Here is a 19,691-nt window from a genome sequence, read left to right on the forward strand (position 1 = left end):
CTCCAACGCCAACCGCCCCCGCCAGCAGCGCTTTGCACGTAGACAGCCGGGTACCAGGCCCTGGCAGAAAATAGCGCAGTTAACTAAGCCCGGCAGACCGGGTATTCTGCCCCTCCCCCTCGCAGCTCAGTCGCCCCATGCGTATTCACGTCACCTTTATCGACCGCGTTGGCATCACCCAGGAAGTGCTGGCCCTGCTCGGTGGGCGCAATCTCAACCTGGATGCGGTGGAGATGGTGCCGCCGAACGTCTATATCGACGCGCCGACCTTAAGCCCAGAGGTGCTCGACGAGCTGCGCGAGGCGCTGTTCAAGGTGCGCGGCGTACAGGCGGTGACCATCGTCGACATCCTCCCCGGCCAGCGCCGCCATCTACAGCTCGACGCCCTGCTTGCGGCCATGAACGACCCGGTGCTGGCGGTCGATAACCAGGGCCGCGTGCTACTGGCCAACCCGGCGCTGATCGAGCTGTGCGGCCAACAGCCTGAGGGGCTGGGGATTGGCGAGTTGTTCGCCGACAGCCAGTTACAGACAGAACTACTCGAACAGAAATTCCGCCTACCAATGCGCGAGGTCACCCTCAAGGGCCAGGCTCTGCTGCTGGATGCGCAACCGATCACCGAAGGCGTCGACGGTGGTGCGCGCCATCTGGCCGGCGGTCTGCTTAGCCTGTATGCGCCGAGCCGCATCGGCGAACGTCTGGCGGCGCTGCACCATGATCACGCCGAGGGTTTTGACTCATTGCTCGGCGACTCCGCACCGATTCGCAACCTGAAAACCCGTGCCCAGCGCGTCGCCACCCTGGATGCACCGCTGTTGATTCAGGGTGAAACCGGCACCGGCAAGGAACTGGTAGCGCGCGCCTGTCACGCCATCAGCACGCGACGCACCGCACCTTTTCTCGCACTGAACTGCGCGGCATTGCCGGAGAACCTCGCCGAAAGCGAGCTATTCGGCTATGCCCCCGGTGCCTTTACCGGTGCCCAGCGCGGCGGCAAGCCGGGGCTGCTGGAACTGGCCAACCAGGGCACGGTATTTCTCGATGAAATCGGCGAAATGTCGCCCTACCTGCAAGCCAAGCTGCTGCGCTTTTTAAGCGACGGCACCTTCCGCCGGGTCGGCGGCGAGCGTGAGGTCAAGGTCAATGTGCGCATCCTCAGCGCCACCCACCGCGATCTGGAAAAGATGGTCGGCGAAGGCGCGTTCCGTGAGGATCTGTTCTATCGCCTCAACGTGCTCAACCTGGAAGTACCGCCCCTGCGCGAGCGCGGCCAGGACATCCTTTTACTGGCGCGGCACTTTATGCAGCAGGCCTGCGCGCAGATCCAGCGCCTGCCCTGCCGCCTGACACCGGACACCTACCCGGCACTGCTGGGCAACCGCTGGCCGGGCAATGTGCGCCAACTGCAGAACGTGATCTTCCGCGCCGCCGCCATCTGCGAAAGCAACCTGGTGCAGATTGATGACCTGGATATCGCCGGCACCGCAGTGGCCGCGCAGCAGGCCGATGGCGAAGTCAGCAGCCTGGAAGCGGCGGTGGACCAGTTCGAAAAAGCCCTGCTGGAAAAACTCTACCCCAGCCACCCCTCGACCCGGCAACTGGCAACCCGCCTGCACACATCCCATAGCGCGATTGCCATGCGTTTGCGCAAATATGGGATTCCGGGCAAGGCCTGAGGACCAGCGCAGGAGACCGCTCTGGTAGCCCGGATGCAATCCGGGAGCAATGCCCGTCGTTAAATCGCTCCCGGATTGCGCTAAAGCTTATCCGGACTACAAAGCGGGCTTTGTAGGGTAGACATGGCGAAGCCTGGTCTACCGTTGGCAGCGCAGATGGCGGACAAGCCTTGGGCATGTCCGCCCAGCGCGATCAGAGCGCGTATTTCTGCAGGTGGGCCATCATTTCTTTTAGCGCTTCAAGGTTGTCGGCTGGGTGGGCCGCGCCTTCGAAGTCGCAGATCTGCGCGAAGTTGGCCGCCACGTCTTCCGGGCTGTAGCCTTCACGCGGATCGAAGCCGGCACCCAGGCTGCGCTCCCAACGCACTTTACCCATCCAGCCGCCGCCGACTTCAAACAACCCAGAGGTTTCTTCGCAGGCGCTGCTCGCCAGGTACACCACCAGCGGGCTGACCAGCTCAGGCTTGAGCTGCTCGAACACCTGCGGTGGGATCAGCCCTTCGGTCATGCGCGTGCCGCCCGTAGGGGCGATGGCGTTGACCAGGATATTGTTCTTGCGCCCTTCAATGGCCAGGGTGCGGGTCAGGCCGTACAGGCCGAGCTTGGCCATGCCGTAGTTGGACTGGCCGAAGTTGCCGTAGATGCCCGAAGTGGACGCGGTGAAGATGATGCGGCCATAGCCCTGCTCGCGCATATGCGGCCAGGCGGCGCGGGTGACCTTGTAGGCACCTTCGACGTGAACCTTGTAAACCAAGTCCCAGTCGGCGTCTTCCATCTTGTGGAAGGTCTTGTCGCGCAGGATGCCGGCGTTATTCACCACCACATCGATGCGGCCGAAAGTATCCAGGGCGCACTGCACGATCTTCTCGCCGTCGGTCACCGAGTCATGGTTGGCCACTGCGGTGCCGCCCGCGGCGCGGATTTCCTCGACCACTTTGTCGGCCGCCGAAGCGTTGGCACCTTCGCCGTGGGTGCTGCCGCCCAGATCGTTGACCACCACCTTGGCACCGTGTTTGGCGAACAGCAGCGCATGGGCGCGGCCCAGGCCGCCGCCGGCCCCGGTGACGATTACAACCTGATCTTGAAAACGGATGGCGTCGCTCATGCAGCATTCCTCGGCAGATTAACAATGTCCTGAGTGTCCAGCAGGCGCGCTCTGGTCACAATAGACACGAGCCGCGCTGAATGGTGCGCGATAAAGCAGCGGGATAGTCAGGCAGGGCGGATCAGACTCAAATGATTAAAGAGATGCAGCACATGGGCCTGGGCATAGTCAGCGTGATCTAACGCGCCATAGGCAAAGTGCGGTTGCAGCTCGCCCTGGTAAGCGGCGAAGTCGGTAAAAGCCTGCTGCAAACGCTGCAGCGCCTGGGCTTGGGTGGCAGGCGTATTTAGTGGGGCTGCGCCGGGAATGGCCTCATCCAGCGCGTGGCGCATGGCCCCACGCGCGGCAAATACGCTAAAGGCCAACGGACCGACGCTGCTGCGAAACCAGCCGTGCTTGAGTTCGGGATAACCGCTGATGGAATACTCGATGCTCTGCGCGCAGTGGTTGAACACCTCGGCCGGGCTCCAGCCCTTGACGCTCGACAGCGGTTTATCGACCAACCCGGCCAGCACCTGCTGCGCTCCGTCCAGACTCAGGGCCGCCGGTGCCTCGCCGCTGGGCAATGCCCAGAACCCGGCACCCAGAATCGTCACACCGCCCAGGGCGGCTCCCTTTAAGACAGTGCGTCGCTGCATTCTTTGGTCTCCAGCCGTTTACGAAATTGCAGGTAATGCGTCAGCACCTGATCCGCTGCCTCGGTCTGCGGGTAATGGCCGATCCCATCAAGCAGCACGGTGTCGGCATTGGCAATCAGCTCACGGTAGCGCGCCACCATATGCGCGCCGGAAATCGGGTCGTCAGCACCATCGATCACCCGCATTGGCACAGCCGTGGCCTGCATGGCCGTGACCCAACGCTCACGCTGCTGACGGCGCTCGGGTATATAGCGGATCAACCGATGCATCACCCCAGGCCCGTCATTAGCGGCAATCAGGCTCCAGAAATCATCCAGTTCGCTGATGCTTGGCTGGGTATGCGGGCCGAACACCTGGGCAAAGCTAGCGGCCAGCTTCTTGCGACTAAATAGCCGGCCGATCAGCGGGCCAATGGGGCTGAGCAGCAGCTTCTGCACCAGCACCGGGTGATGGGTTTCCGGAAACAGGCCGCCGTTAAGAAATACGCAGCTGGCCAGCGCGATGCGCCCATCCTGATGCCGGGCGAGCAGTTCCTGGGCCACGCTGTCGCCGTAGTCATGGGCCAGAACATGCACAGATGCGGACACGCCCAAATGCGCCAACAACGCCTGTTGCAGATCAGCCTGCTCAAGCAGGCTATAGGCATGGTCACGCGGCTTGGCCGAGTCACCAAAACCGAGCATATCGCAGGCAATCAGCCGGTAACGCGCCGCCAGTGGCGCCCACAGGTAATGCCAGTCCCAACTGGCGGTGGGAAAGCCATGGATCAGCAGCAGGGGCTCGCCCTGCCCCGCCGTCCAGTAGCGTACGGCATGGCCTTGAAAGCTGAAGTTCAAGCCCTGAGCGCGCCAGTCCGCCAGAGCGATGCCTGGCCGCGCACTCATGCGGCGTAACCGGGCATCTGCTGATCGAGCTTGCGCAGCAGCGCCGGCCACGGCAAGGCACCGCCCATGCCCTGTGGGCTTTTCATCACCCCGGCGAGCATCGCCCGGGCACCGTCGAGCACCTGCTGCGGGATATGGATCAGCTCGGTGCCGCCGCCCTGCGCCATCACCTGAATCTCGCAGGCGCGCTGCAGGGTGAACATGCCGAGGAAAGCGTCGGCAATGCTGCCAAAGGCGGTAAGTAGGCCGTGGTTGGGCAGGATCATAAAGTTCTTGTCGCCCAGATCCGCCTGCAACCGCGACTTCTCGTCATGGTTCAGGGCCACACCCTCATAGCCGTGGTAAGCCAGGCTGGCGAGAACAAACAGCGACTGCTGCGACAGTGGCAGCAAACCCTGCTTCTGCGCGGAAACCGCAATCCCCTGCGGGGTATGAATATGCAGCACGCAGCCGACATCGTGGCGCACCTCGTGCACGGCGCTGTGAATGGTGTAGCCGGCCGGGTTGATGTCGAATGGGCTGTCCATCAGCTTGTTGCCGGCCAGGTCGATCTTCACCAGGCTGGAGGCGGTGATCTCGTGGAACATCAGGCCATAGGGGTTGATCAGGAAATCTTCGCTGCCGGGAATCTTCGCCGAGATATGGGTGAAGATCAGATCATCCCAGCCATACAGGGCGATCAGCCGGTAACAGGCGGCGAGATCCACCCGGGCCTGCCATTCGGCGGCAGACACCTGATCCTTGAGGCTTATAACAGGCAGAGCGTGGGCAACGGTCATGGCGAATTCCTCGGCTGTTCTTGTTATGGAATGCCAAGGAGTCTAGCGAGAGATGCAGCAAAGGTGAGTCGCTCTGGCGGCCAGCGTGGTGGCCTTGCGAGTCAAACCTGTTGGGAGATTGCCGCGCGTAGGGCGGCCCGGGACGCCGGCCGCTCGGCGCAAAGCGACAACCCGCCACGCTCAACGCATGCGTACGGGCTGTATCAGCCCTGCAGCGCCGCAATAAAGTCCGCCAGCCAGGGCTCGGCGTCGGTTTCCGGGGTCACGCTTTCGCTGCTGTCCAGGCGCAGCATCGGCTGCACTTCGCGAATGCCCAGCTCGGCATACAACTCGCGCACCAGCTCGCCGCCGCCGCAGAAGGTATCGCCATAACTGGAATCGCCCAGGGCAATTACCCCACCCGGCAACCCGCTCCAGGCCGGCAGATGGTCACGGATGGCGAAGTACAGCGGCTGCAGATTATCCGGCAGTTCGCCCATGCCGGTGGTCGAGGTCACAGCCAGAAATGCTTCAGGGGCAAAGGCCTGAATATCCGCCAGGCTGGCGCGTGGGTTATGCCAGGCCTCATGGCCGGCGGCCTTGAGCAGGCGCTCGGCGTGGCGGGCAACTTCCTCGGCAGTGCCGTACACCGAGCCGGAAAGAATGGCGATTTTCATGCAGAACTCCGAAACAGTCAGAACCAAATCGATAAGCCCGGCATTATGCCGCAAGTAGACAGCCCGCCCGGATGTTTTAGAATGCAGCGGACATAGACTGGGAAATCGCCTCATGATCAACGCCAAACTGCTGCAACTGGTGATCAACGCCTCCAACGACGGCATCGTGGTGGCCGAACAGGAAGGTGACGACAACATCCTGATCTATGCCAACCCCGCCTTTGAAAAACTCACCGGCTACGCCAGCGAAGACATCCTTTATCAGGACTGCCGCTTCCTTCAGGCCGATGACCGCGACCAGCCTGGCCTGGCCGCCATCCGAGAAGCGGTCAAGGCGCACCGCCCGTGCCGGCAAATCATCCGCAATTACCGCAAGGACGGCACGCCGTTCTGGAACGAGCTGTCGATTACCCCGGTGGTTAACGACGCCGACCAGCTGACCTACTACATCGGCATCCAGAAGAACGTTACCGAGCAGGTCGAAGCCCAGGAGCGGGTCAAGGAGCTGGAGGCCGAACTGGCCATCCTCAAGGCCGAACTGGCACGTCTGCAGCCGACGACCGGCAGTAACTAATCCCCAGACCAGCGGTCACAACAGCTTCTAGGGATTGATGTAGACCGCCTCCATGCAAGAACAGGCACTCCTGACCCAGGCAGAATTGGCCTTTCTCCGCCAGCTGCACCAGTCCGCCACTACCGAGCAGAGCAGCCAACCGCGTCTGCCGGTGGATATTGGCAAGCAGCTCAGCGAACTGCTGTCGCACTACTCGGCCGATGAACCGCTGAGCCTGCACGCGCATATCGCCAACCAGCACCTGACCTTTGACCTGCACCTTAGCCAGGACGAGCAGAACTCGCCCTGCCTGCAACTCAGCGCCCCGCAGATTTTCGATGAAGGTGAAATCAATCGCGCCTGGCGCTCGCCCCTGCCCGAACCGCTGCCACTGCATAAACTCAACGCGCAGCCCAGCAACCTGTGGATTCATCAGCTGTCGATGAATGGCGCACTGATCGAACAGCGGGCGCGGCGCAAAGCCCCCAAACGCTTTCAGTTGGTATTGCCGGTGGGCGAGCAGGAACCGATTGCCGTATCCGGGGTTTTCGTCCGCGAAACCGAGAGCGGCCTGCTGGCCTACCAACTGCATACGCTGGACCCGCAAAGCGATGAGCTGCTGCGCCAATTTATCTACCTGCAGCATCGCCTGCTGGAGCAGCACCAGCACTCGCTCTGACCCCCAGCCTTTTATTCCAGGCAAAAAAAAACCCGCAATCAGCGCGGGCCTAAAGTGCAGGAGAAGCTCCTGCAGCAGGGATAAAAAAATCCGATAGCCGAAAATGGGCAAAACAGCTGGCTACCGGATTGCGCAGTCGTTTCAGGCAGCAAATTCCTCTTCGCTAAAGGCCATCAGCGTGGCTTTGCCGGCCTTGACCTCAGCCAGCAGGCTGTCGGTTTCAGTCAGGATGCGCGCCATAAAGAAATCCGCAGACTTCAACTTGGCACCATAAAACAGGGTTTCCGTGCTGCCTTGCGCCAGCTTGGCCTTGGCCACCGCGGCCATGCGTGCCCACATCCAGGCCAGACTGGTCAGCGCAAACAGGCGCAGATAAGGCGTTGCGGCCGCACCGGCCTGCTCGGGGTCTTTCATGCCCTCGCTGGCAATCCAGAGGGTGGCCTGCTGCAACTGCTTAAGCGCAGCACCCACGGCGGCAACGTGCTCAGCCTCGGGGTTGGCCCTGAGCCAACCCTCGACCAGGGCGAAGTAATTGCGCACCGCGCGACCGCCACCCAAGCCCAGCTTGCGCCCGACCAAGTCGAGCGCCTGAATGCCGTTGGTGCCTTCGTAGATGCGGGTAATCCGCGAATCACGTACCAATTGCTCAATGCCCCAATCCTCGGTGAAACCGGAGCCACCCAGCACCTGCAAGCCTTCGTTGGCGCAGTTGAAGCCTTCATCGGTAAGGAATGACTTCACCACCGGAGTCAGCAACTGCACCAGATCATCGGCCTGCTCACGTACTGCAGGGTCTTCGTGATCATGGGCAACGTCTTCATGCAGGCCGGTGAAATACGCCAGCGCGCGGCAACCTTCGATCATCACCTTCTGGCGCAGCAACATGCGCCGTACATCGGGGTGCACGATGATCGGGTCTGCCGGCTTGTCCGCCGCTTTCGGGCCGGACAGCGAGCGACTTTGCAGGCGCTCTTTAGCGAAGCCCAAGCTGACCTGATAGGCACTTTCAGCAATGCCAAGACCCTGCATGCCGACCATCAGACGCGCCGAGTTCATCATGGTGAACATGCACTTGAGGCCCTTGTTCGGCTCACCGATCAACCAGCCCTGGGCACCCTCAAAATTCATCACGCAGGTGGCTGAGCCCTTGATACCCATTTTGTGTTCCAGGCCGCCGCAGAACGCCGGGTTACGGCTACCGTCCTCGAGGAACTTGGGCACTAGGAACAGCGAAATACCTTTCACGCTGTCCGGGGCATCGGGCAGCTTGGCCAATACCAGGTGCAGGATATTGTCGACCAGATCGTGCTCACCGCCGGTGATCCAGATCTTGGTGCCGCTGATGGCATAGCTGCCGTCTGCCTGCGGTAAGGCGCGGGTACGGATCAGGCCCAGATCGGTGCCACACTGCGGTTCGGTCAGGCACATGGTGCCGGTCCATTCGCCGCTGATCAGTTTGGATAGGTAGCGCTCCTGCAATTCACGCGCGCCATGGGCGGTCAGCGCATTTATCGCGCCATGGGTCAGGCCCGGGTACATGCCCAACGACAGGTTGGCCGAGCAGACCATCTCCTCAACCATCATGTTCAGCACATGGGGCAAGCCCTGGCCGCCGAACTCAGGTGCGCAGGCCAGCGCGGTCCAGCCGCCTTCGGCGAACTGCTGGTAAGCGGCGCGGAAACCATCCGGTGCCTTCACCGATTTGCTCTGCGGGTCGTAGGTGCAGCCCTGCTTGTCGCCGGAACTGTTGAGCGGAGCCAGGACGTTCTCCGCCAGCTTGGCGGCTTCTTGCAGAATGGCGCCACCGAGGTCGTCTCCGAACTCGCGCTGACCAGGCAGCGACTGCAAGGTGGCATAAGCGTCGAGCACCTCGTCAAAAACGAAACGCATATCACGAAGGGGTGCGCGGTATTGAGTCATGTTGCCAAGCCCTCAAGCTGTACACAAATAAACAATGTATAGCTTTTGTATAGCCTAAAGACTCAGATAGCAAGCAATTTTCTGTACATCCTGTACAACCATTCAGAATCAGCGCCAAATCGCAGACACGCGAAAGCGCGGTCGCTTTGGCGGCGACCGCGACTATTCAGGCGTACTTAATAGGAGGAATCAGGTATCCAGGTGGCCGGCCAGAAACTGCTGCAGGCGGCGCTGCATCAGACGCCCTTCATTACCCAGGCAGGCAATCGGTGAGCCACTGAGGCTTTCCTCGGCCAGATCGGCACCATCACCGGCCATCACCAGCGGGCAATCCAGCGCCAGAGCCAGGCGCGCGAGCATTCGCGGCAGATCATCGCTGGGCGGCTGGTTGGAGAACAGCACCAGCGCCTGGGGCTGCATCTTCTCGCAGATCAGGGTCAGCTCTTCCAGCGGCTGACCCAGCCCCAGCACGCTGACCGCGACCTCGGAACTGCTCAGCAGCAAGCCGGCGACCAGTAGTTCCAGCTCGCGGCAATGGCCCGGCAAGGCCGCCAGCAGCACCCGCTCCTCGACCTGAGCGCGCATCATCTGCAGGCGCTGCAAGGTGCGCGCGCGCAGGAAGGTATCGAGAAACAGCCACTCGCTGGTCTGGCCGTACTCGTCCTGACGCAGCAACAGCTCCTGCCACAGCGGCATCAGGATGTCCTGAAACACCACCGGCAGTGGGTAGCTGGAAAACACCTGGCCATACAGACGGTCCAGTCGCCCCTCGTCGAAGGCCGCGATGGCACGGCGCAGCTGTGCCTGCCACTCAGCCCATTCGCTGGCGCTGACTTCTTCATAGACCGGGGCACTGGCCGCCTTGATCGAGCTGCTTTTGGCGAGGATCTTGCCAACCTTGCTCACCGAAACGCCGCGTTCGATCCACGCCAGAATGCTGCGCACCGACTCGATATCCACCAGGGAATAGAGGCGATGGCCACTCTCGGTACGGGTCGGCTGGATCAACCCATAACGCCGCTCCCAGGCGCGCAGAGTGACCGGATTGACCCCGGTCAAACGCGCAACCTCGCGAATAGGAAACAACTCTTCCTGCTTGAGGGCATTCGAAACGAGGGACGAAGCACCGGCGTGATCGGACATGGGAGGCGGCATCACAGGAAAAATGTTACGCGCATTGTAACTCAGCTCTTTAGCGCATACTTTGTACAACACTTATACAAAGAGTTAGACCATGAACAACTCACCGCAATGGCCCCTAACCCTTTACTACGACGGCAGTTGTCCGCTGTGCGCCAGGGAGATACGCCTGCTGCGCCAGCGCGCAGACCGACAACGCCTGCAGCTGGTGGATATCAGCCAGCCCGGCTTCCAGGCAAGCGCCCTCGGCCTGACTCAGAAAACCCTGCAAGAGCGCCTACACGCACACTTTGCCGACGGCCAGTGGCTGACCGGGCTGGACGCCACCCTGTGGAGCTGGCGCGCGGCGGGCATGGGCACCTGGGCCGCGCCTCTGGCCTGGCGACCCTTACGGCCACTGTTCGAGCTGGGCTACCGCCTGTTCTGCCGGCTGCGCCCTCACCTCGACTGGCTGCCCCACCCGGATGCCGGCCAGCGCTGCAAGGACAAGACCTGTTCGAGCCGCGCGCAACCCTAAGCCTGCCTACCGCAACGGCATGGCCAGACCCGGGTCAGCCTCAAGCATTGCTGGGCGACCGATTATTTCATCGTGGCTTTCCGCCTGGTGCAAAACCACCTGACGCACCCCGCAGCATCGCAGGCGCAGCTTCAGTGGCGGCCACGTGGGCCACAGGCGCTGCGGCACCTGCGGGCACAGCGCATGCACCTGGCCATCACGGGTAACCACCCGTACCGCATAACCCACGCCCCGCACTACCCATATATCCACCTGCCTGACCTGCCGACAGATCAACGCCAATCGCAGCTGCCAAGCCCCCATAGCGAACACCTTATAGCTGTACAAGATTTCTATGTTTGTACACGATAGAAACAATTATTTCAGCGCCTTATCTTCGACGAAATCCCTTGCAGCTCAATAAAATAGGCAAAATACCGCCATCACACCCAGTACCCACACAGTGCAGATGGTTGTACAAAGCGCATTGCTGGTATAACTTTACTCCTGGTTCAGTCGAGGCCGCGTCCTACTGGTCAGGTATCCCGGCGCAGCGTCGCTGAACCCACCCCTTATTCTTCTGCAGAGTCGAGCATGAGCCTCAGCGCCGCCCCTATCCTGATTACCGGAGCCAGCCAGCGTATCGGCCTGTACTGCGCCGAACGCCTGCTGGATGACGGCCATGCGCTGATTGTTACTTACCGCAATGAGCGCGAGGGCGTCGAGGCACTGAGGCAGCGCGGCGCTCTGGCCTTGCAGGCGGATTTTTCCAGCGAAGCCAGCATCCTGGCGTTTATCGAGTTGCTGAAAAGCCACACCGATAGCCTGCGCGCCATCGTGCACAACGCCTCCGACTGGCTGGATGAACAAGCGGGCCAGGAAGCGGCCGCCTTTCAGCAGCTGTTTGCCGTACATATGCTTGCGCCCTACCTGATCAACCTGCACTGCGAAGACCTACTGCGCCGTTCGACACCCGCCGATATCGTGCATATCAGCGACGATGTCACGCGCAAGGGCAGCGCCAAACGTCCGGCCTACTGCGCCAGTAAGGCCGGGCTGGACAGCCTGACTCTGTCGTTTGCCGCACGCTTTGCCCCGCAGATCAAGGTCAACGGCATCGCCCCGGCGCTGATTCTGTTCAACCCGGACGACGACGCCGACTACCGCAGTAAAACCCTGAATAAATCGGCACTGGGCATAGAACCCGGGCCCCAAGTGATCTACCAGAGCTTGCGCTACCTGCTCGACAACCCTTACGTCACCGGCACAACACTGACTGTCAACGGCGGCCGCCACCTCAAGTGAGGGGCACCGCGAGGACCCTGTAATGAATTCTCAGATGCTTGACCACTACCGCGAAATCATCGTCGGCGTTGGTGAAAACCCCGAGCGCGAAGGCCTGCTGGACACCCCCAAGCGCGCCGCCAAGGCCATGCAGTACCTGTGCAACGGCTACCACAAGAGCCTGGAAGAAGTGGTCAACGGCGCGCTGTTCGAGTCGGATAACGACGAGATGGTGATCGTCCGTGATATCGAGCTGTACTCGCTGTGCGAGCACCATATGCTGCCGTTTATCGGCAAGGCTCACGTGGCCTATATCCCCACCGGCAAGGTGCTGGGCCTATCGAAGGTGGCGCGCATCGTCGATATGTTCGCGCGGCGTTTGCAAATTCAGGAAAACCTTACCAAGCAGATCGCCGATGCCGTGCAGCAGGTCACCAACGCCGCTGGCGTGGCCGTGGTGATCGAGGCCAAGCATATGTGCATGATGATGCGTGGAGTGGAGAAGCAGAACTCGGTGATGACCTCCTCGGTGATGCTTGGAGCCTTCCGCGAATCCTGCAACACTCGCCATGAATTCCTGCAACTGATCGGACGGAGCAAGTAATGCCGCGACTGGAACCTGGGATGGCGCGCATCCGCGTCAAGGACCTGCGTCTGCGCACCTACATCGGCATCAAGGAGGAGGAGATCAACAACAAGCAGGATGTGTTGATCAACCTGACCATCCTCTATCCCGCCGTGGAAGCGGTGCGCGATAACGATATCGACCACGCCCTGAACTACCGCACCATCACCAAGGCAGTGATTCGCCACGTCGAAGAAAACCGCTTCGCCCTGCTGGAGCGCATGACCCAGGAGATTCTCGACCTGGTGATGGCCAACCCGGACGTGTGCTACGCCGAAGTGGAAGTGGATAAACTGCACGCCCTGCGCTTTGCCGAATCGGTATCCATCACCCTCGCCGGGCATAGATAGACTGCTGAGAAACGCCCTGCAGATTCCCGGCGCGTCCTGCGCCGGGGCCGTTGCCGCCAGGCGGCCATGCTCTTATCATCGCCGGCAACCTCTCCCCTGCCCGCCCCATGAGAGCATCGCCATGACCGAACAAGAACGTCTCGAACTCGAAGCCGCCGCCTTCCGCAGCCTGGTGCAACACCTGCGTTCGCGCCCCGATGTGCAGAACATCGACCTGATGAACCAGGCCGGCTTCTGCCGCAACTGCCTGTCCAAGTGGTTCAAGGCCGCCGCCGACGATATCGGCGTGCAGGTCACCCCCGACGAGGCCCGCGAAGAAATCTACGGCATGCCCTATGCCGAATGGAAAGCCAAATACCAGAAGGAAGCCAGCGCCGAGCAGCAGGCGGCCTTCGCCAAAGGAAAGCCCCAATGAACACCCTGAGCGACTTCCGCGCCCGCCTGCGCAGTGAACACTTCGCCTTTAGCGAAACCCTGGCCTTTATCGCCGATCACTATGACTACCAGCCCAGCGCCTTCAGCAATGGTCCGGTGGCCAATGCCGCCGGGCAGAACGAAGGCTCGTGCAAGACCCTGGGTTTGGCCCTGCTCGAAGGTTTAAGCCTGGAAGAGGCCCTGCTGTGCTTCGGCGAACACTACCGCAGCGTGCTGGCCACCCCGGACGGCAACGACCACGGCAATATCCGCGCGCTGATGGACACCGGCCTGGCCGGCGTGCACTTCGAGCAGCCTTCGCTGCAACACAAGGCGCTCTAAGACAGCCCCTACAGCGCGCAGAAACTTGCGCAACTGTCGGCAAAGACTGACAGACAGCCGGCTCGCCAGGCATTACCCTTGTAACCATCAATTATCGGGCCACCAGGGAAGGTGCACCCGCAAGCCTCACGGCCGCACACGACTTCCCTGGCCCCAACCCTACCTGGCTTGGAGTCGCTTGCATGCAGCAGACCTTGGTATGGAAACCATGGCATAACCCCGGCGTGGAAAACCTGCGCCTGAATATCGACGAAAACGGTATCCAGGCCACCAGCCACCTGATGCAGAGCCTGCGCGGCCACAGCATCGCCGCCACCTATGTACTCAACTGCGACCCGCGCTGGCGCTTTCGTCGCCTGTGGCTGAAAGTCGACAATCACGGCCAGCGGCGCATCGACCTCAAGCGCGATATACGCGGCAACTGGTTCCATAACGGCGAACCACGCCCCGACCTGCACGACTGCCAGCAAGTCATGCTGTCCGACTCGCCCTTTACCCATACCCCGGCCCTGCAGCGCTGCGCCCTGGAAAACGGCCAGAGCGAACAGTTGCAGGTGGCTTACGTCGACCTGCTGACCCTCAAGGTCGAAGCCCGCGGCCAGCGCTACCAGCACCTGCGCCAGGAAGGCACCAGCACCCTCTACCGCTGCGACCCCGAAGGCCTGCAGAGCAGCGAACTGGCCGTGGACGAACACGCCCTGCTGGTCAAGGCCAGCGACCAGTTTCTGCGCATGAGCTCGCGGGATCTCAGGCTCAATACCTGGGTCTGACGACTGACTGCACGATCAGGCGATAGCATCGCGTAGGGTGCGCCGTGCGCACCGCCAAAGTCCGCGGGCTCTTGGTGCACAGGGTCGCTCCCAGCACATACTTCCCGATTAGCTGGCGCAACACGCCATAGCGCCATCTGGATCACTGACCGTCGAGATAACGCTCCACATCCAATGCCGCCATGCAGCCGGCTCCGGCCGAGGTGATCGCCTGACGGTAGACGTGGTCGGCCACATCGCCGGCGGCGAACACGCCCGGCACGCGGGTAGCGGTGGCATTGCCGTCGCGCCCACCGTTGACCACCAGATAGCCGTCCTTGAGCGCCAGCTGGCCTTCGAACAGCGCCGTGTTCGGTGTATGGCCAATGGCGACGAACAGGCCGTCAACACTCAGCTCATCGAAGCTGCCATCGTTGTTCTTCACCCGCACACCGGTCACGCCCATATTGTTGCCGAGGACTTCATCCACCTCAGCATGGAGCTTGAGCACGATCTTGCCTTCTGCCACCCGCGCCTGCAGTTTGTTCTGCAGAATCTTCTCCGCGCGGAAGCTGCCACGGCGATGCACCAGGGTCACCTTGCTGGCGATATTGGCCAGGTACAGCGCCTCTTCCACCGCGGTATTGCCGCCGCCGACCACCGCCACCTCACGGTTGCGGTAGAAGAAACCGTCGCACGTGGCGCAAGCCGACACGCCCTTGCCCATAAAGGCCTCCTCACTGGGCAAACCCAGGTAACGAGCGCTGGCCCCGGTGGCGATAATCAGCGCGTCGCAGCTATAGGTGGCGCTGTCACCGATCAGGGTGAAGGGCTTGCCGGCCAGGTCCACGGCATTGATATGGTCGAAGACGATCTCGGTCTCGAAACGCTCGGCATGCTCCTGCATGCGCTGCATCAGCGCCGGGCCGGTCAGGCCGTGAACATCACCCGGCCAGTTGTCCACCTCGGTGGTGGTGGTCAGTTGGCCACCGGCCTGCATGCCGGTAATCAGCAGCGGCTTGAGGTTGGCCCGTGCGGCGTACACCGCAGCGCTGTAACCGGCAGGGCCGGAACCCAGAATGATCACGCGAGCATGACGAGTGGCAGACATCGTTAACTCCTCGCCGGTACGGCCGGCGGTAATAAAAGGGGCGTCCCGTCTAACGGGGGACAAACACCAGCGACAGGAGCCCGATAACAGGGAAAACCCGACAATGCGGCGCAGCCTAGGCGCGCGCACGCCATAGAGGAAATACCCTTTAGTAATTCCCTGCATAGACGCGCCCTATGGCCGCCCGCCACAGGCCTGCAATCGCGCCCCGAGCGCTTTCCCCTGACACGCAAAGCCGGTAAGGTCGGCGCGACTTTTATCTCGCGGAGACCGCCCCATGCCTGCCCCCGTGCTTACCGGCCCGCAATACCTCAGCGAAGGCCTGAAACTGGTCCTCAGCCCCGGCTTGCGCCTGTTTGTGTTGCTACCGCTAACGATTAATCTGATCCTCTTTATTGGCCTGATTTACCTGGCCCTGCAGCAGTTCGGCGGCTGGGTCGATACCTTTATGCCCAGCCTGCCGAGCTGGCTGAGCTTTCTCGAATACGTGCTGTGGCCGCTGTTTGTGGTGCTGGTACTGCTGATGGTGTTTTTCACCTTCACCCTGCTGGCCAATATCATCGCCGCGCCGTTTAACGGCTTTCTCGCAGAGAAGGTCGAGGTGGTGGTGCGCGGCCAGGATGATTTTCCGCCGTTCAGCTGGGCCGAACTGATGGCCATGGTGCCGCGCACCCTGGGCCGCGAGATGCGCAAGCTGGCCTACTTTCTGCCGCGCGCCATCGCCCTGCTGATCCTGACCTTTATCCCGGTGGTCAACCTGATCGCCGCACCGCTGTGGCTGCTGTTTGGCGTGTGGATGATGGCGATTCAGTACATCGACTACCCGGCGGACAACAACAAAATGAGCTGGCAGGACATGCTCGCCTGGCTCCGTGAGAAGCGCTGGCAGAGCCTGGGTTTCGGCGGCATCACTTACGCCGCGCTGCTGGTACCGGGCCTGAATATCCTGATGATGCCGGCGGCCGTGGCCGGAGCCACGGTGTTCTGGGTGCGTGAGCGCGGCTAGCAGCCCGCGCGCCGGTCACAAACCCGCAACGTTACTGTCATAACCGCTACATGGCCGCAGCCGACACTGCGGCCATGAACACATCCTCATTATCTGTCGCACTGATCACTGAAACCTTCCCGCCGGAAATCAACGGCGTGGCCAACACCCTCGGCCGCCTGGCCGATGGCTTGCGCGCCCGTGGTCATCGCATTCAGCTGGTCAGGCCACGCCAGGGCTGCGACCAGGGTCGTGGGCATGACGAGCAGTTGTTGCTGACCCGCGGCTGGCCGCTGCCCGGCTACCCCGGCTTGCAGTGGGGCCAATCGTCCATGCACAAGTTGCTGCGCAGCTGGCAACGACAGCGCCCGGATGTGCTGTATATCGCCACCGAGGGGCCGCTGGGCTTTTCTGCCCTGCGTGCGGCGCGGCGCTTGCAGATTCCGGTGGTCAGCGGCTTTCATACCAACTTCCAGCAGTACACCGGCCATTACGGCGTCGGCCTGCTGACCCGCGCCCTGACCAATTACCTGCGCTGGTTCCATAACCGCTCGCAGATGACCCTGGTGCCCAGCGTCAGCCAGCAGATCGAACTGCAACGCCGCGGCTTCGAGCGCCTCGAACTGCTTGCGCGCGGCGTCGACAGCCAGCTGTTTCACCCCGCCAGACGCTGCGACCAACTGCGCGCCAGCTGGGGGCTGCAAGAAGGCGATATCGCCATCCTGCATGTCGGCCGCCTGGCCGCGGAAAAGAACCTGGCCCTGCTCAGCAAGAGCTTTCAAGCGCTGCAACAGACGCACCCGCAGCGGCAACTGAAACTGATCCTGGTCGGCGACGGCCCGCAACGCGCCAGCCTCCAGCAGCAACTGCCGGACGCCGTCTTCTGCGGCCTGCAACGCGGCGAAGAGCTGGCTGCGCATTACGCCTCGGGCGACCTGTTCCTGTTCCCCAGCCTCTCGGAAACCTTCGGCAATGTGGTGCTCGAGGCCCTGGCCTCCGGGCTTGGCGTGGTGGCCTTTGACCAGGCCGCGGCGGCGCAGCATATCCGCCACGGCCACAATGGTGCCCTGGCGGGCGCGCAGGACGAACAGGGCTTTATCCAGGCCGCTAGCGATTTGCTGAACGATGCCGAAGGCCTGCGCCGAGCGCGCCTGAATGCCCGCCAACATGCCGCTGGGCAAGGCTGGGCGGCGATAGTCGAACTGTTCGAACAACACCTTCGCAGCGCCATGCAACCACTGGCGGAGCTGCCCGCCGGCAGAACGCAGCATTGACGCCCCTGTAGGAGCGGCTGGGCGGCACTCCGCCATGCCCGCGAAAAGCATTGCCTGAAACTGCAAAAGCTCGCGGCTAAAGCGGAACGCCGCCCGGCCCCGCCTACAACAACACCTCCAGACGCTTGATCAGCCGCACGTCCTGGGCGCTGATGGCCGCGCCATAGGCCAGCACCTCAACACCAGCACTGACCGCCTCACGCAACGCGGCGGCATAGGCCGGGTCGATTTCCTCGGCCGGGCGTACCGCATCGATACCCGTCAGGTTCACGCAATACAGCTGCACCGCACGGGTGCCGGCACGGGCTAGCGCGGCCAGCTCGCGCAGGTGCTTGCTGCCGCGCTCGGTGCGCGCATCGGGAAAGGCGGCAACGCGGCTGTCGGCAAAGCCCAGGGTGACGCTTTTGACTTCAACAAAGGCCGCGCCCTCTGGATAGTCCAGGCGAAAATCGATACGGCTACGTTCCTGACCGTAGGCCACTTCGCGCTTGAGGCCGGTAAAGCCGTTCAGCTCGGCGATCAGCCCGGCGCGCAACGCCTCCTCCACCAGGGCATTGGCGCGCCCGGTGTTGATCACCGCCAGGCGGCCGTGGGGCGTCTCACCAATCTCCCAGGTGCCTGGCAGCTTGCGTTTGGGGTCATTGCTGCGGCTAAACCAGATGCGCGCGCCCTCGCTCATGCAGTTGAGCATCGAGCCGGTATTGGCGCAGTGGATGGTCAACAGCTCGCCGCTGCCGGTCTCGATATCGGCGAGAAAACGCTTGTAACGGCGCAGCAGCCGTCCTTCTTCGAGGGGGGGATCAAAGCGCATTGGGCTGCCAACTGTTCAGGCCACGTTTGATCCGATCAACGGCCTGCTGCAGGCGCGGCAGATCCTGGGTGTAGGCAAAGCGCACATGCTGCGCGGCCAGATGGCGACCGAAATCCAGGCCTGGGGTAAAGGCCACGTGCTCGGTTTCCAGAAAGTGCTGGCAGAAGGCGAAGGCATCGCCACCAAAGGCGCTGATATCGGCGTACAGGTAAAACGCCCCCTGCGGCTCCACGGCGATCCTGAAACCCAGCTCGCGTAGGGCTGGCAGGAGGAAATCGCGGCGGCGCTGGAACTCATGGCGGCGCTGCTCGAGGATTTCCAGGGTCTGCGGCTGGAAGCAGGCCAGCGCGGCGTGCTGGGCCATGCTTGGGGCGCTGATATAGAGGTTCTGCGCCAGCTTCTCCAGATCCGCGACCGCCGCAGGTGGCGCGACCAGCCAGCCGAGCCGCCAACCGGTCATGCCGAAATACTTGGAAAAACTATTGAGCACAAAGGCCTCGTCATCCACCTCGAGCACGCTGGCGGCGTCCACGCCGTAGGTCAGGCCGTGATAGATCTCATCCACCACCAGGTGCCCACCGCGCTCGCGCAACGCCTGGGACAGCCCCGCCAGCTCGTCACGGGCCAACAGTGTGCCGGTCGGGTTGGCCGGCGAGGCCACCAGCGCACCGACGCTGTCCTGATCCCAATAACGTGCCACCAGGTCGGGGGTCAGCTGATAACGCACCTCGGGGCCCACTGGCACCAGCTGCGCCGCGCCCTCCACCAAACGCAGAAAGTGCCGATTGCAGGGGTAACCGGGGTCGGCCAGCAGCCAGTGCTTGCCAGGGTCGACCAGCAGGCTGGTGGCCAGCAGCAAGGCCCCCGAGCCGCCCGGGGTAATGAGAATCCGCTCAGGGTCTATGCTTAGTCGATAGCGCTCGGCATAGAAGCCGGCAATCGCCTCGCGCAGGGCCGGCAAACCGCGGGCGGCGGTGTAGCGGGTATGACCATCGGCCAGAGCGGCCTGACCGGCGGCGACTATGGGTGCGGCCGTGGTGAAGTCCGGTTCGCCGATTTCCAGGTGAATCACATCATGGCCTTCAGCCTGCAACTGATTGGCGCGGGCCAGCAGCGCCATCACGTGAAAAGGTTCTATGGCGCGGCTGCGCGCACTGTAGGACGGGGCCATGGAGCTGCCTTCAAATGAATTAAGGCGCGGATTCTAAACCAAGGCTTGA

At 62.3% G+C, this 19,691-nt stretch carries 23 protein-coding genes; 12 read left to right on the top strand and 11 right to left on the bottom strand.

Annotation, left to right across the window (positions count from 1 at the left end; translation table 11 throughout):
• The first annotated feature begins 137 nt into the window (after positions 1-137).
• A complete protein-coding gene (locus VMP31_RS12865) occupies positions 138-1,676 on the top strand; it encodes a sigma-54-dependent transcriptional regulator (protein ID WP_325507697.1) in 1,539 nt (512 codons plus the stop codon).
• Between the two features lie 193 nt (positions 1,677-1,869).
• Here VMP31_RS12865 and VMP31_RS12870 read toward each other — a convergent pair whose 3' ends face one another.
• From VMP31_RS12870 to VMP31_RS12890, 5 genes are all read right to left on the bottom strand, one after another.
• Positions 1,870-2,781, bottom strand: coding sequence for an SDR family oxidoreductase (locus tag VMP31_RS12870; protein WP_325507699.1), 912 nt, complete (start codon positions 2,779-2,781; stop codon positions 1,870-1,872).
• A 107-nt stretch (positions 2,782-2,888) separates the two neighbouring features.
• On the bottom strand, positions 2,889-3,419 hold the full coding sequence (locus VMP31_RS12875) for a DUF1569 domain-containing protein (protein ID WP_325507701.1): 531 nt from the start codon (positions 3,417-3,419) through the stop codon (positions 2,889-2,891).
• Positions 3,398-4,303 carry an alpha/beta hydrolase gene (locus VMP31_RS12880; RefSeq protein WP_325507703.1) on the bottom strand — a complete coding sequence of 302 codons (906 nt, stop codon included), beginning with the start codon at positions 4,301-4,303 and terminating at the stop codon, positions 3,398-3,400. Before VMP31_RS12880 ends, VMP31_RS12875 begins: the two co-directional genes overlap by 22 nt.
• On the bottom strand, positions 4,300-5,082 hold the full coding sequence (locus tag VMP31_RS12885) for a class II aldolase/adducin family protein (RefSeq protein ID WP_325507705.1): 783 nt from the start codon (positions 5,080-5,082) through the stop codon (positions 4,300-4,302). Before VMP31_RS12885 ends, VMP31_RS12880 begins: the two co-directional genes overlap by 4 nt.
• Positions 5,083-5,285: 203 nt before the next feature.
• Positions 5,286-5,738 carry a flavodoxin gene (locus VMP31_RS12890; RefSeq protein WP_325507707.1) on the bottom strand — a complete coding sequence of 151 codons (453 nt, stop codon included), beginning with the start codon at positions 5,736-5,738 and terminating at the stop codon, positions 5,286-5,288.
• A 112-nt stretch (positions 5,739-5,850) separates the two neighbouring features.
• On the opposite strand from VMP31_RS12890, the gene VMP31_RS12895 reads away from it, so the two are divergent.
• Entirely contained in the window at positions 5,851-6,312 is a 462-nt protein-coding gene (locus VMP31_RS12895) for a PAS domain-containing protein (RefSeq protein WP_325507709.1), read from the top strand.
• A 52-nt stretch (positions 6,313-6,364) separates the two neighbouring features.
• A complete protein-coding gene (locus VMP31_RS12900) occupies positions 6,365-6,970 on the top strand; it encodes a hypothetical protein (protein ID WP_325507711.1) in 606 nt (201 codons plus the stop codon).
• A gap of 141 nt (positions 6,971-7,111) precedes the next feature.
• On the opposite strand, the gene VMP31_RS12905 is transcribed toward VMP31_RS12900, so the two are convergent.
• Both VMP31_RS12905 and VMP31_RS12910 read right to left on the bottom strand, forming a co-directional pair.
• On the bottom strand, positions 7,112-8,890 hold the full coding sequence (locus VMP31_RS12905; protein ID WP_325507713.1) for an acyl-CoA dehydrogenase C-terminal domain-containing protein: 1,779 nt from the start codon (positions 8,888-8,890) through the stop codon (positions 7,112-7,114).
• 189 nt (positions 8,891-9,079) lie between these two features.
• Positions 9,080-10,033: a MerR family transcriptional regulator gene (locus VMP31_RS12910; protein ID WP_325507715.1), complete on the bottom strand. Its 954-nt coding sequence runs from the start codon at positions 10,031-10,033 to the stop codon at positions 9,080-9,082.
• Positions 10,034-10,124: 91 nt separating this feature from the next.
• On the opposite strand from VMP31_RS12910, the gene VMP31_RS12915 reads away from it, so the two are divergent.
• Entirely contained in the window at positions 10,125-10,547 is a 423-nt protein-coding gene (locus VMP31_RS12915; protein WP_325507716.1) for a DUF393 domain-containing protein, read from the top strand.
• A gap of 6 nt (positions 10,548-10,553) precedes the next feature.
• On the opposite strand, the gene VMP31_RS12920 is transcribed toward VMP31_RS12915, so the two are convergent.
• Positions 10,554-10,799 carry a hypothetical protein gene (locus VMP31_RS12920; protein WP_325507718.1) on the bottom strand — a complete coding sequence of 82 codons (246 nt, stop codon included), beginning with the start codon at positions 10,797-10,799 and terminating at the stop codon, positions 10,554-10,556.
• A 321-nt stretch (positions 10,800-11,120) separates the two neighbouring features.
• On the opposite strand from VMP31_RS12920, the gene folM reads away from it, so the two are divergent.
• The 6 genes from folM to VMP31_RS12950 all read left to right on the top strand — a co-directional run bounded on the left by folM (position 11,121) and on the right by VMP31_RS12950 (position 14,311).
• Positions 11,121-11,831 carry a dihydromonapterin reductase gene (folM, locus tag VMP31_RS12925; RefSeq protein ID WP_325507720.1) on the top strand — a complete coding sequence of 237 codons (711 nt, stop codon included), beginning with the start codon at positions 11,121-11,123 and terminating at the stop codon, positions 11,829-11,831.
• A 34-nt stretch (positions 11,832-11,865) separates the two neighbouring features.
• Entirely contained in the window at positions 11,866-12,414 is a 549-nt protein-coding gene (gene folE / locus VMP31_RS12930; protein ID WP_414705459.1) for a GTP cyclohydrolase I FolE, read from the top strand.
• Entirely contained in the window at positions 12,414-12,785 is a 372-nt protein-coding gene (gene folX, locus VMP31_RS12935) for a dihydroneopterin triphosphate 2'-epimerase (protein ID WP_325507724.1), read from the top strand. The genes folE and folX overlap by 1 nt, the downstream gene beginning before the upstream one ends.
• Before the next feature lie 121 nt (positions 12,786-12,906).
• The gene (locus VMP31_RS12940) at positions 12,907-13,200 is read left to right on the top strand and encodes a DUF1244 domain-containing protein (RefSeq protein ID WP_325507726.1); all 294 of its coding nucleotides are present in this window, start codon (positions 12,907-12,909) and stop codon (positions 13,198-13,200) included.
• Complete coding sequence (locus VMP31_RS12945; protein WP_325507727.1) at positions 13,197-13,541, top strand: HopJ type III effector protein; 345 nt, start codon at positions 13,197-13,199, stop codon at positions 13,539-13,541. The genes VMP31_RS12940 and VMP31_RS12945 overlap by 4 nt, the downstream gene beginning before the upstream one ends.
• Before the next feature lie 182 nt (positions 13,542-13,723).
• Positions 13,724-14,311: a putative glycolipid-binding domain-containing protein gene (locus VMP31_RS12950; RefSeq protein ID WP_325507729.1), complete on the top strand. Its 588-nt coding sequence runs from the start codon at positions 13,724-13,726 to the stop codon at positions 14,309-14,311.
• Positions 14,312-14,453: 142 nt separating this feature from the next.
• Here the strand turns inward: VMP31_RS12950 and trxB are convergent, their stop codons facing one another.
• Positions 14,454-15,401 (bottom strand): thioredoxin-disulfide reductase, encoded by a 948-nt coding sequence (gene trxB, locus VMP31_RS12955; protein ID WP_325507731.1) that lies wholly within the window; start codon positions 15,399-15,401, stop codon positions 14,454-14,456.
• A gap of 277 nt (positions 15,402-15,678) precedes the next feature.
• On the opposite strand from trxB, the gene cysZ reads away from it, so the two are divergent.
• On the top strand, positions 15,679-16,407 hold the full coding sequence (gene cysZ / locus VMP31_RS12960) for a sulfate transporter CysZ (RefSeq protein WP_325507733.1): 729 nt from the start codon (positions 15,679-15,681) through the stop codon (positions 16,405-16,407).
• Positions 16,408-16,457: 50 nt separating this feature from the next.
• Positions 16,458-17,660: a glycosyltransferase family 1 protein gene (locus VMP31_RS12965; RefSeq protein WP_325507735.1), complete on the top strand. Its 1,203-nt coding sequence runs from the start codon at positions 16,458-16,460 to the stop codon at positions 17,658-17,660.
• 103 nt (positions 17,661-17,763) lie between these two features.
• Here the strand turns inward: VMP31_RS12965 and sfsA are convergent, their stop codons facing one another.
• Both sfsA and VMP31_RS12975 read right to left on the bottom strand, forming a co-directional pair.
• Positions 17,764-18,471, bottom strand: coding sequence for a DNA/RNA nuclease SfsA (gene sfsA / locus VMP31_RS12970; protein WP_325507737.1), 708 nt, complete (start codon positions 18,469-18,471; stop codon positions 17,764-17,766).
• Complete coding sequence (locus VMP31_RS12975; protein WP_325507739.1) at positions 18,461-19,642, bottom strand: pyridoxal phosphate-dependent aminotransferase; 1,182 nt, start codon at positions 19,640-19,642, stop codon at positions 18,461-18,463. Before VMP31_RS12975 ends, sfsA begins: the two co-directional genes overlap by 11 nt.
• Positions 19,643-19,691 lie beyond the last annotated feature (49 nt).

This window comes from Pseudomonas sp. (assembly GCF_035512415.1).
Lineage (GTDB): Bacteria > Pseudomonadota > Gammaproteobacteria > Pseudomonadales > Pseudomonadaceae > Aquipseudomonas.

Bases quoted from the DNA above. Each gene is read 5' to 3' on its own strand.
- VMP31_RS12900 (WP_325507711.1), top strand. From the start codon at position 6,365: ATGCAAGAACAGGCACTCCTGACCCAGGCAGAATTGGCCTTTCTCCGC.
- trxB (WP_325507731.1), bottom strand. From the start codon at position 15,401: ATGTCTGCCACTCGTCATGCTCGCGTGATCATTCTGGGTTCCGGCCCT.
- VMP31_RS12915 (WP_325507716.1), top strand. From the start codon at position 10,125: ATGAACAACTCACCGCAATGGCCCCTAACCCTTTACTACGACGGCAGT.
- sfsA (WP_325507737.1), bottom strand. From the start codon at position 18,471: ATGCGCTTTGATCCCCCCCTCGAAGAAGGACGGCTGCTGCGCCGTTAC.
- VMP31_RS12865 (WP_325507697.1), top strand. From the start codon at position 138: ATGCGTATTCACGTCACCTTTATCGACCGCGTTGGCATCACCCAGGAA.
- VMP31_RS12965 (WP_325507735.1), top strand. From the start codon at position 16,458: ATGGCCGCAGCCGACACTGCGGCCATGAACACATCCTCATTATCTGTC.
- VMP31_RS12905 (WP_325507713.1), bottom strand. From the start codon at position 8,890: ATGACTCAATACCGCGCACCCCTTCGTGATATGCGTTTCGTTTTTGAC.
- VMP31_RS12950 (WP_325507729.1), top strand. From the start codon at position 13,724: ATGCAGCAGACCTTGGTATGGAAACCATGGCATAACCCCGGCGTGGAA.
- folM (WP_325507720.1), top strand. From the start codon at position 11,121: ATGAGCCTCAGCGCCGCCCCTATCCTGATTACCGGAGCCAGCCAGCGT.
- VMP31_RS12910 (WP_325507715.1), bottom strand. From the start codon at position 10,033: ATGTCCGATCACGCCGGTGCTTCGTCCCTCGTTTCGAATGCCCTCAAG.
- VMP31_RS12975 (WP_325507739.1), bottom strand. From the start codon at position 19,642: ATGGCCCCGTCCTACAGTGCGCGCAGCCGCGCCATAGAACCTTTTCAC.
- VMP31_RS12945 (WP_325507727.1), top strand. From the start codon at position 13,197: ATGAACACCCTGAGCGACTTCCGCGCCCGCCTGCGCAGTGAACACTTC.
- folE (WP_414705459.1), top strand. From the start codon at position 11,866: ATGCTTGACCACTACCGCGAAATCATCGTCGGCGTTGGTGAAAACCCC.
- VMP31_RS12940 (WP_325507726.1), top strand. From the start codon at position 12,907: ATGACCGAACAAGAACGTCTCGAACTCGAAGCCGCCGCCTTCCGCAGC.
- VMP31_RS12895 (WP_325507709.1), top strand. From the start codon at position 5,851: ATGATCAACGCCAAACTGCTGCAACTGGTGATCAACGCCTCCAACGAC.
- VMP31_RS12880 (WP_325507703.1), bottom strand. From the start codon at position 4,303: ATGAGTGCGCGGCCAGGCATCGCTCTGGCGGACTGGCGCGCTCAGGGC.
- cysZ (WP_325507733.1), top strand. From the start codon at position 15,679: ATGCCTGCCCCCGTGCTTACCGGCCCGCAATACCTCAGCGAAGGCCTG.
- VMP31_RS12870 (WP_325507699.1), bottom strand. From the start codon at position 2,781: ATGAGCGACGCCATCCGTTTTCAAGATCAGGTTGTAATCGTCACCGGG.
- folX (WP_325507724.1), top strand. From the start codon at position 12,414: ATGCCGCGACTGGAACCTGGGATGGCGCGCATCCGCGTCAAGGACCTG.
- VMP31_RS12885 (WP_325507705.1), bottom strand. From the start codon at position 5,082: ATGACCGTTGCCCACGCTCTGCCTGTTATAAGCCTCAAGGATCAGGTG.
- VMP31_RS12890 (WP_325507707.1), bottom strand. From the start codon at position 5,738: ATGAAAATCGCCATTCTTTCCGGCTCGGTGTACGGCACTGCCGAGGAA.
- VMP31_RS12875 (WP_325507701.1), bottom strand. From the start codon at position 3,419: ATGCAGCGACGCACTGTCTTAAAGGGAGCCGCCCTGGGCGGTGTGACG.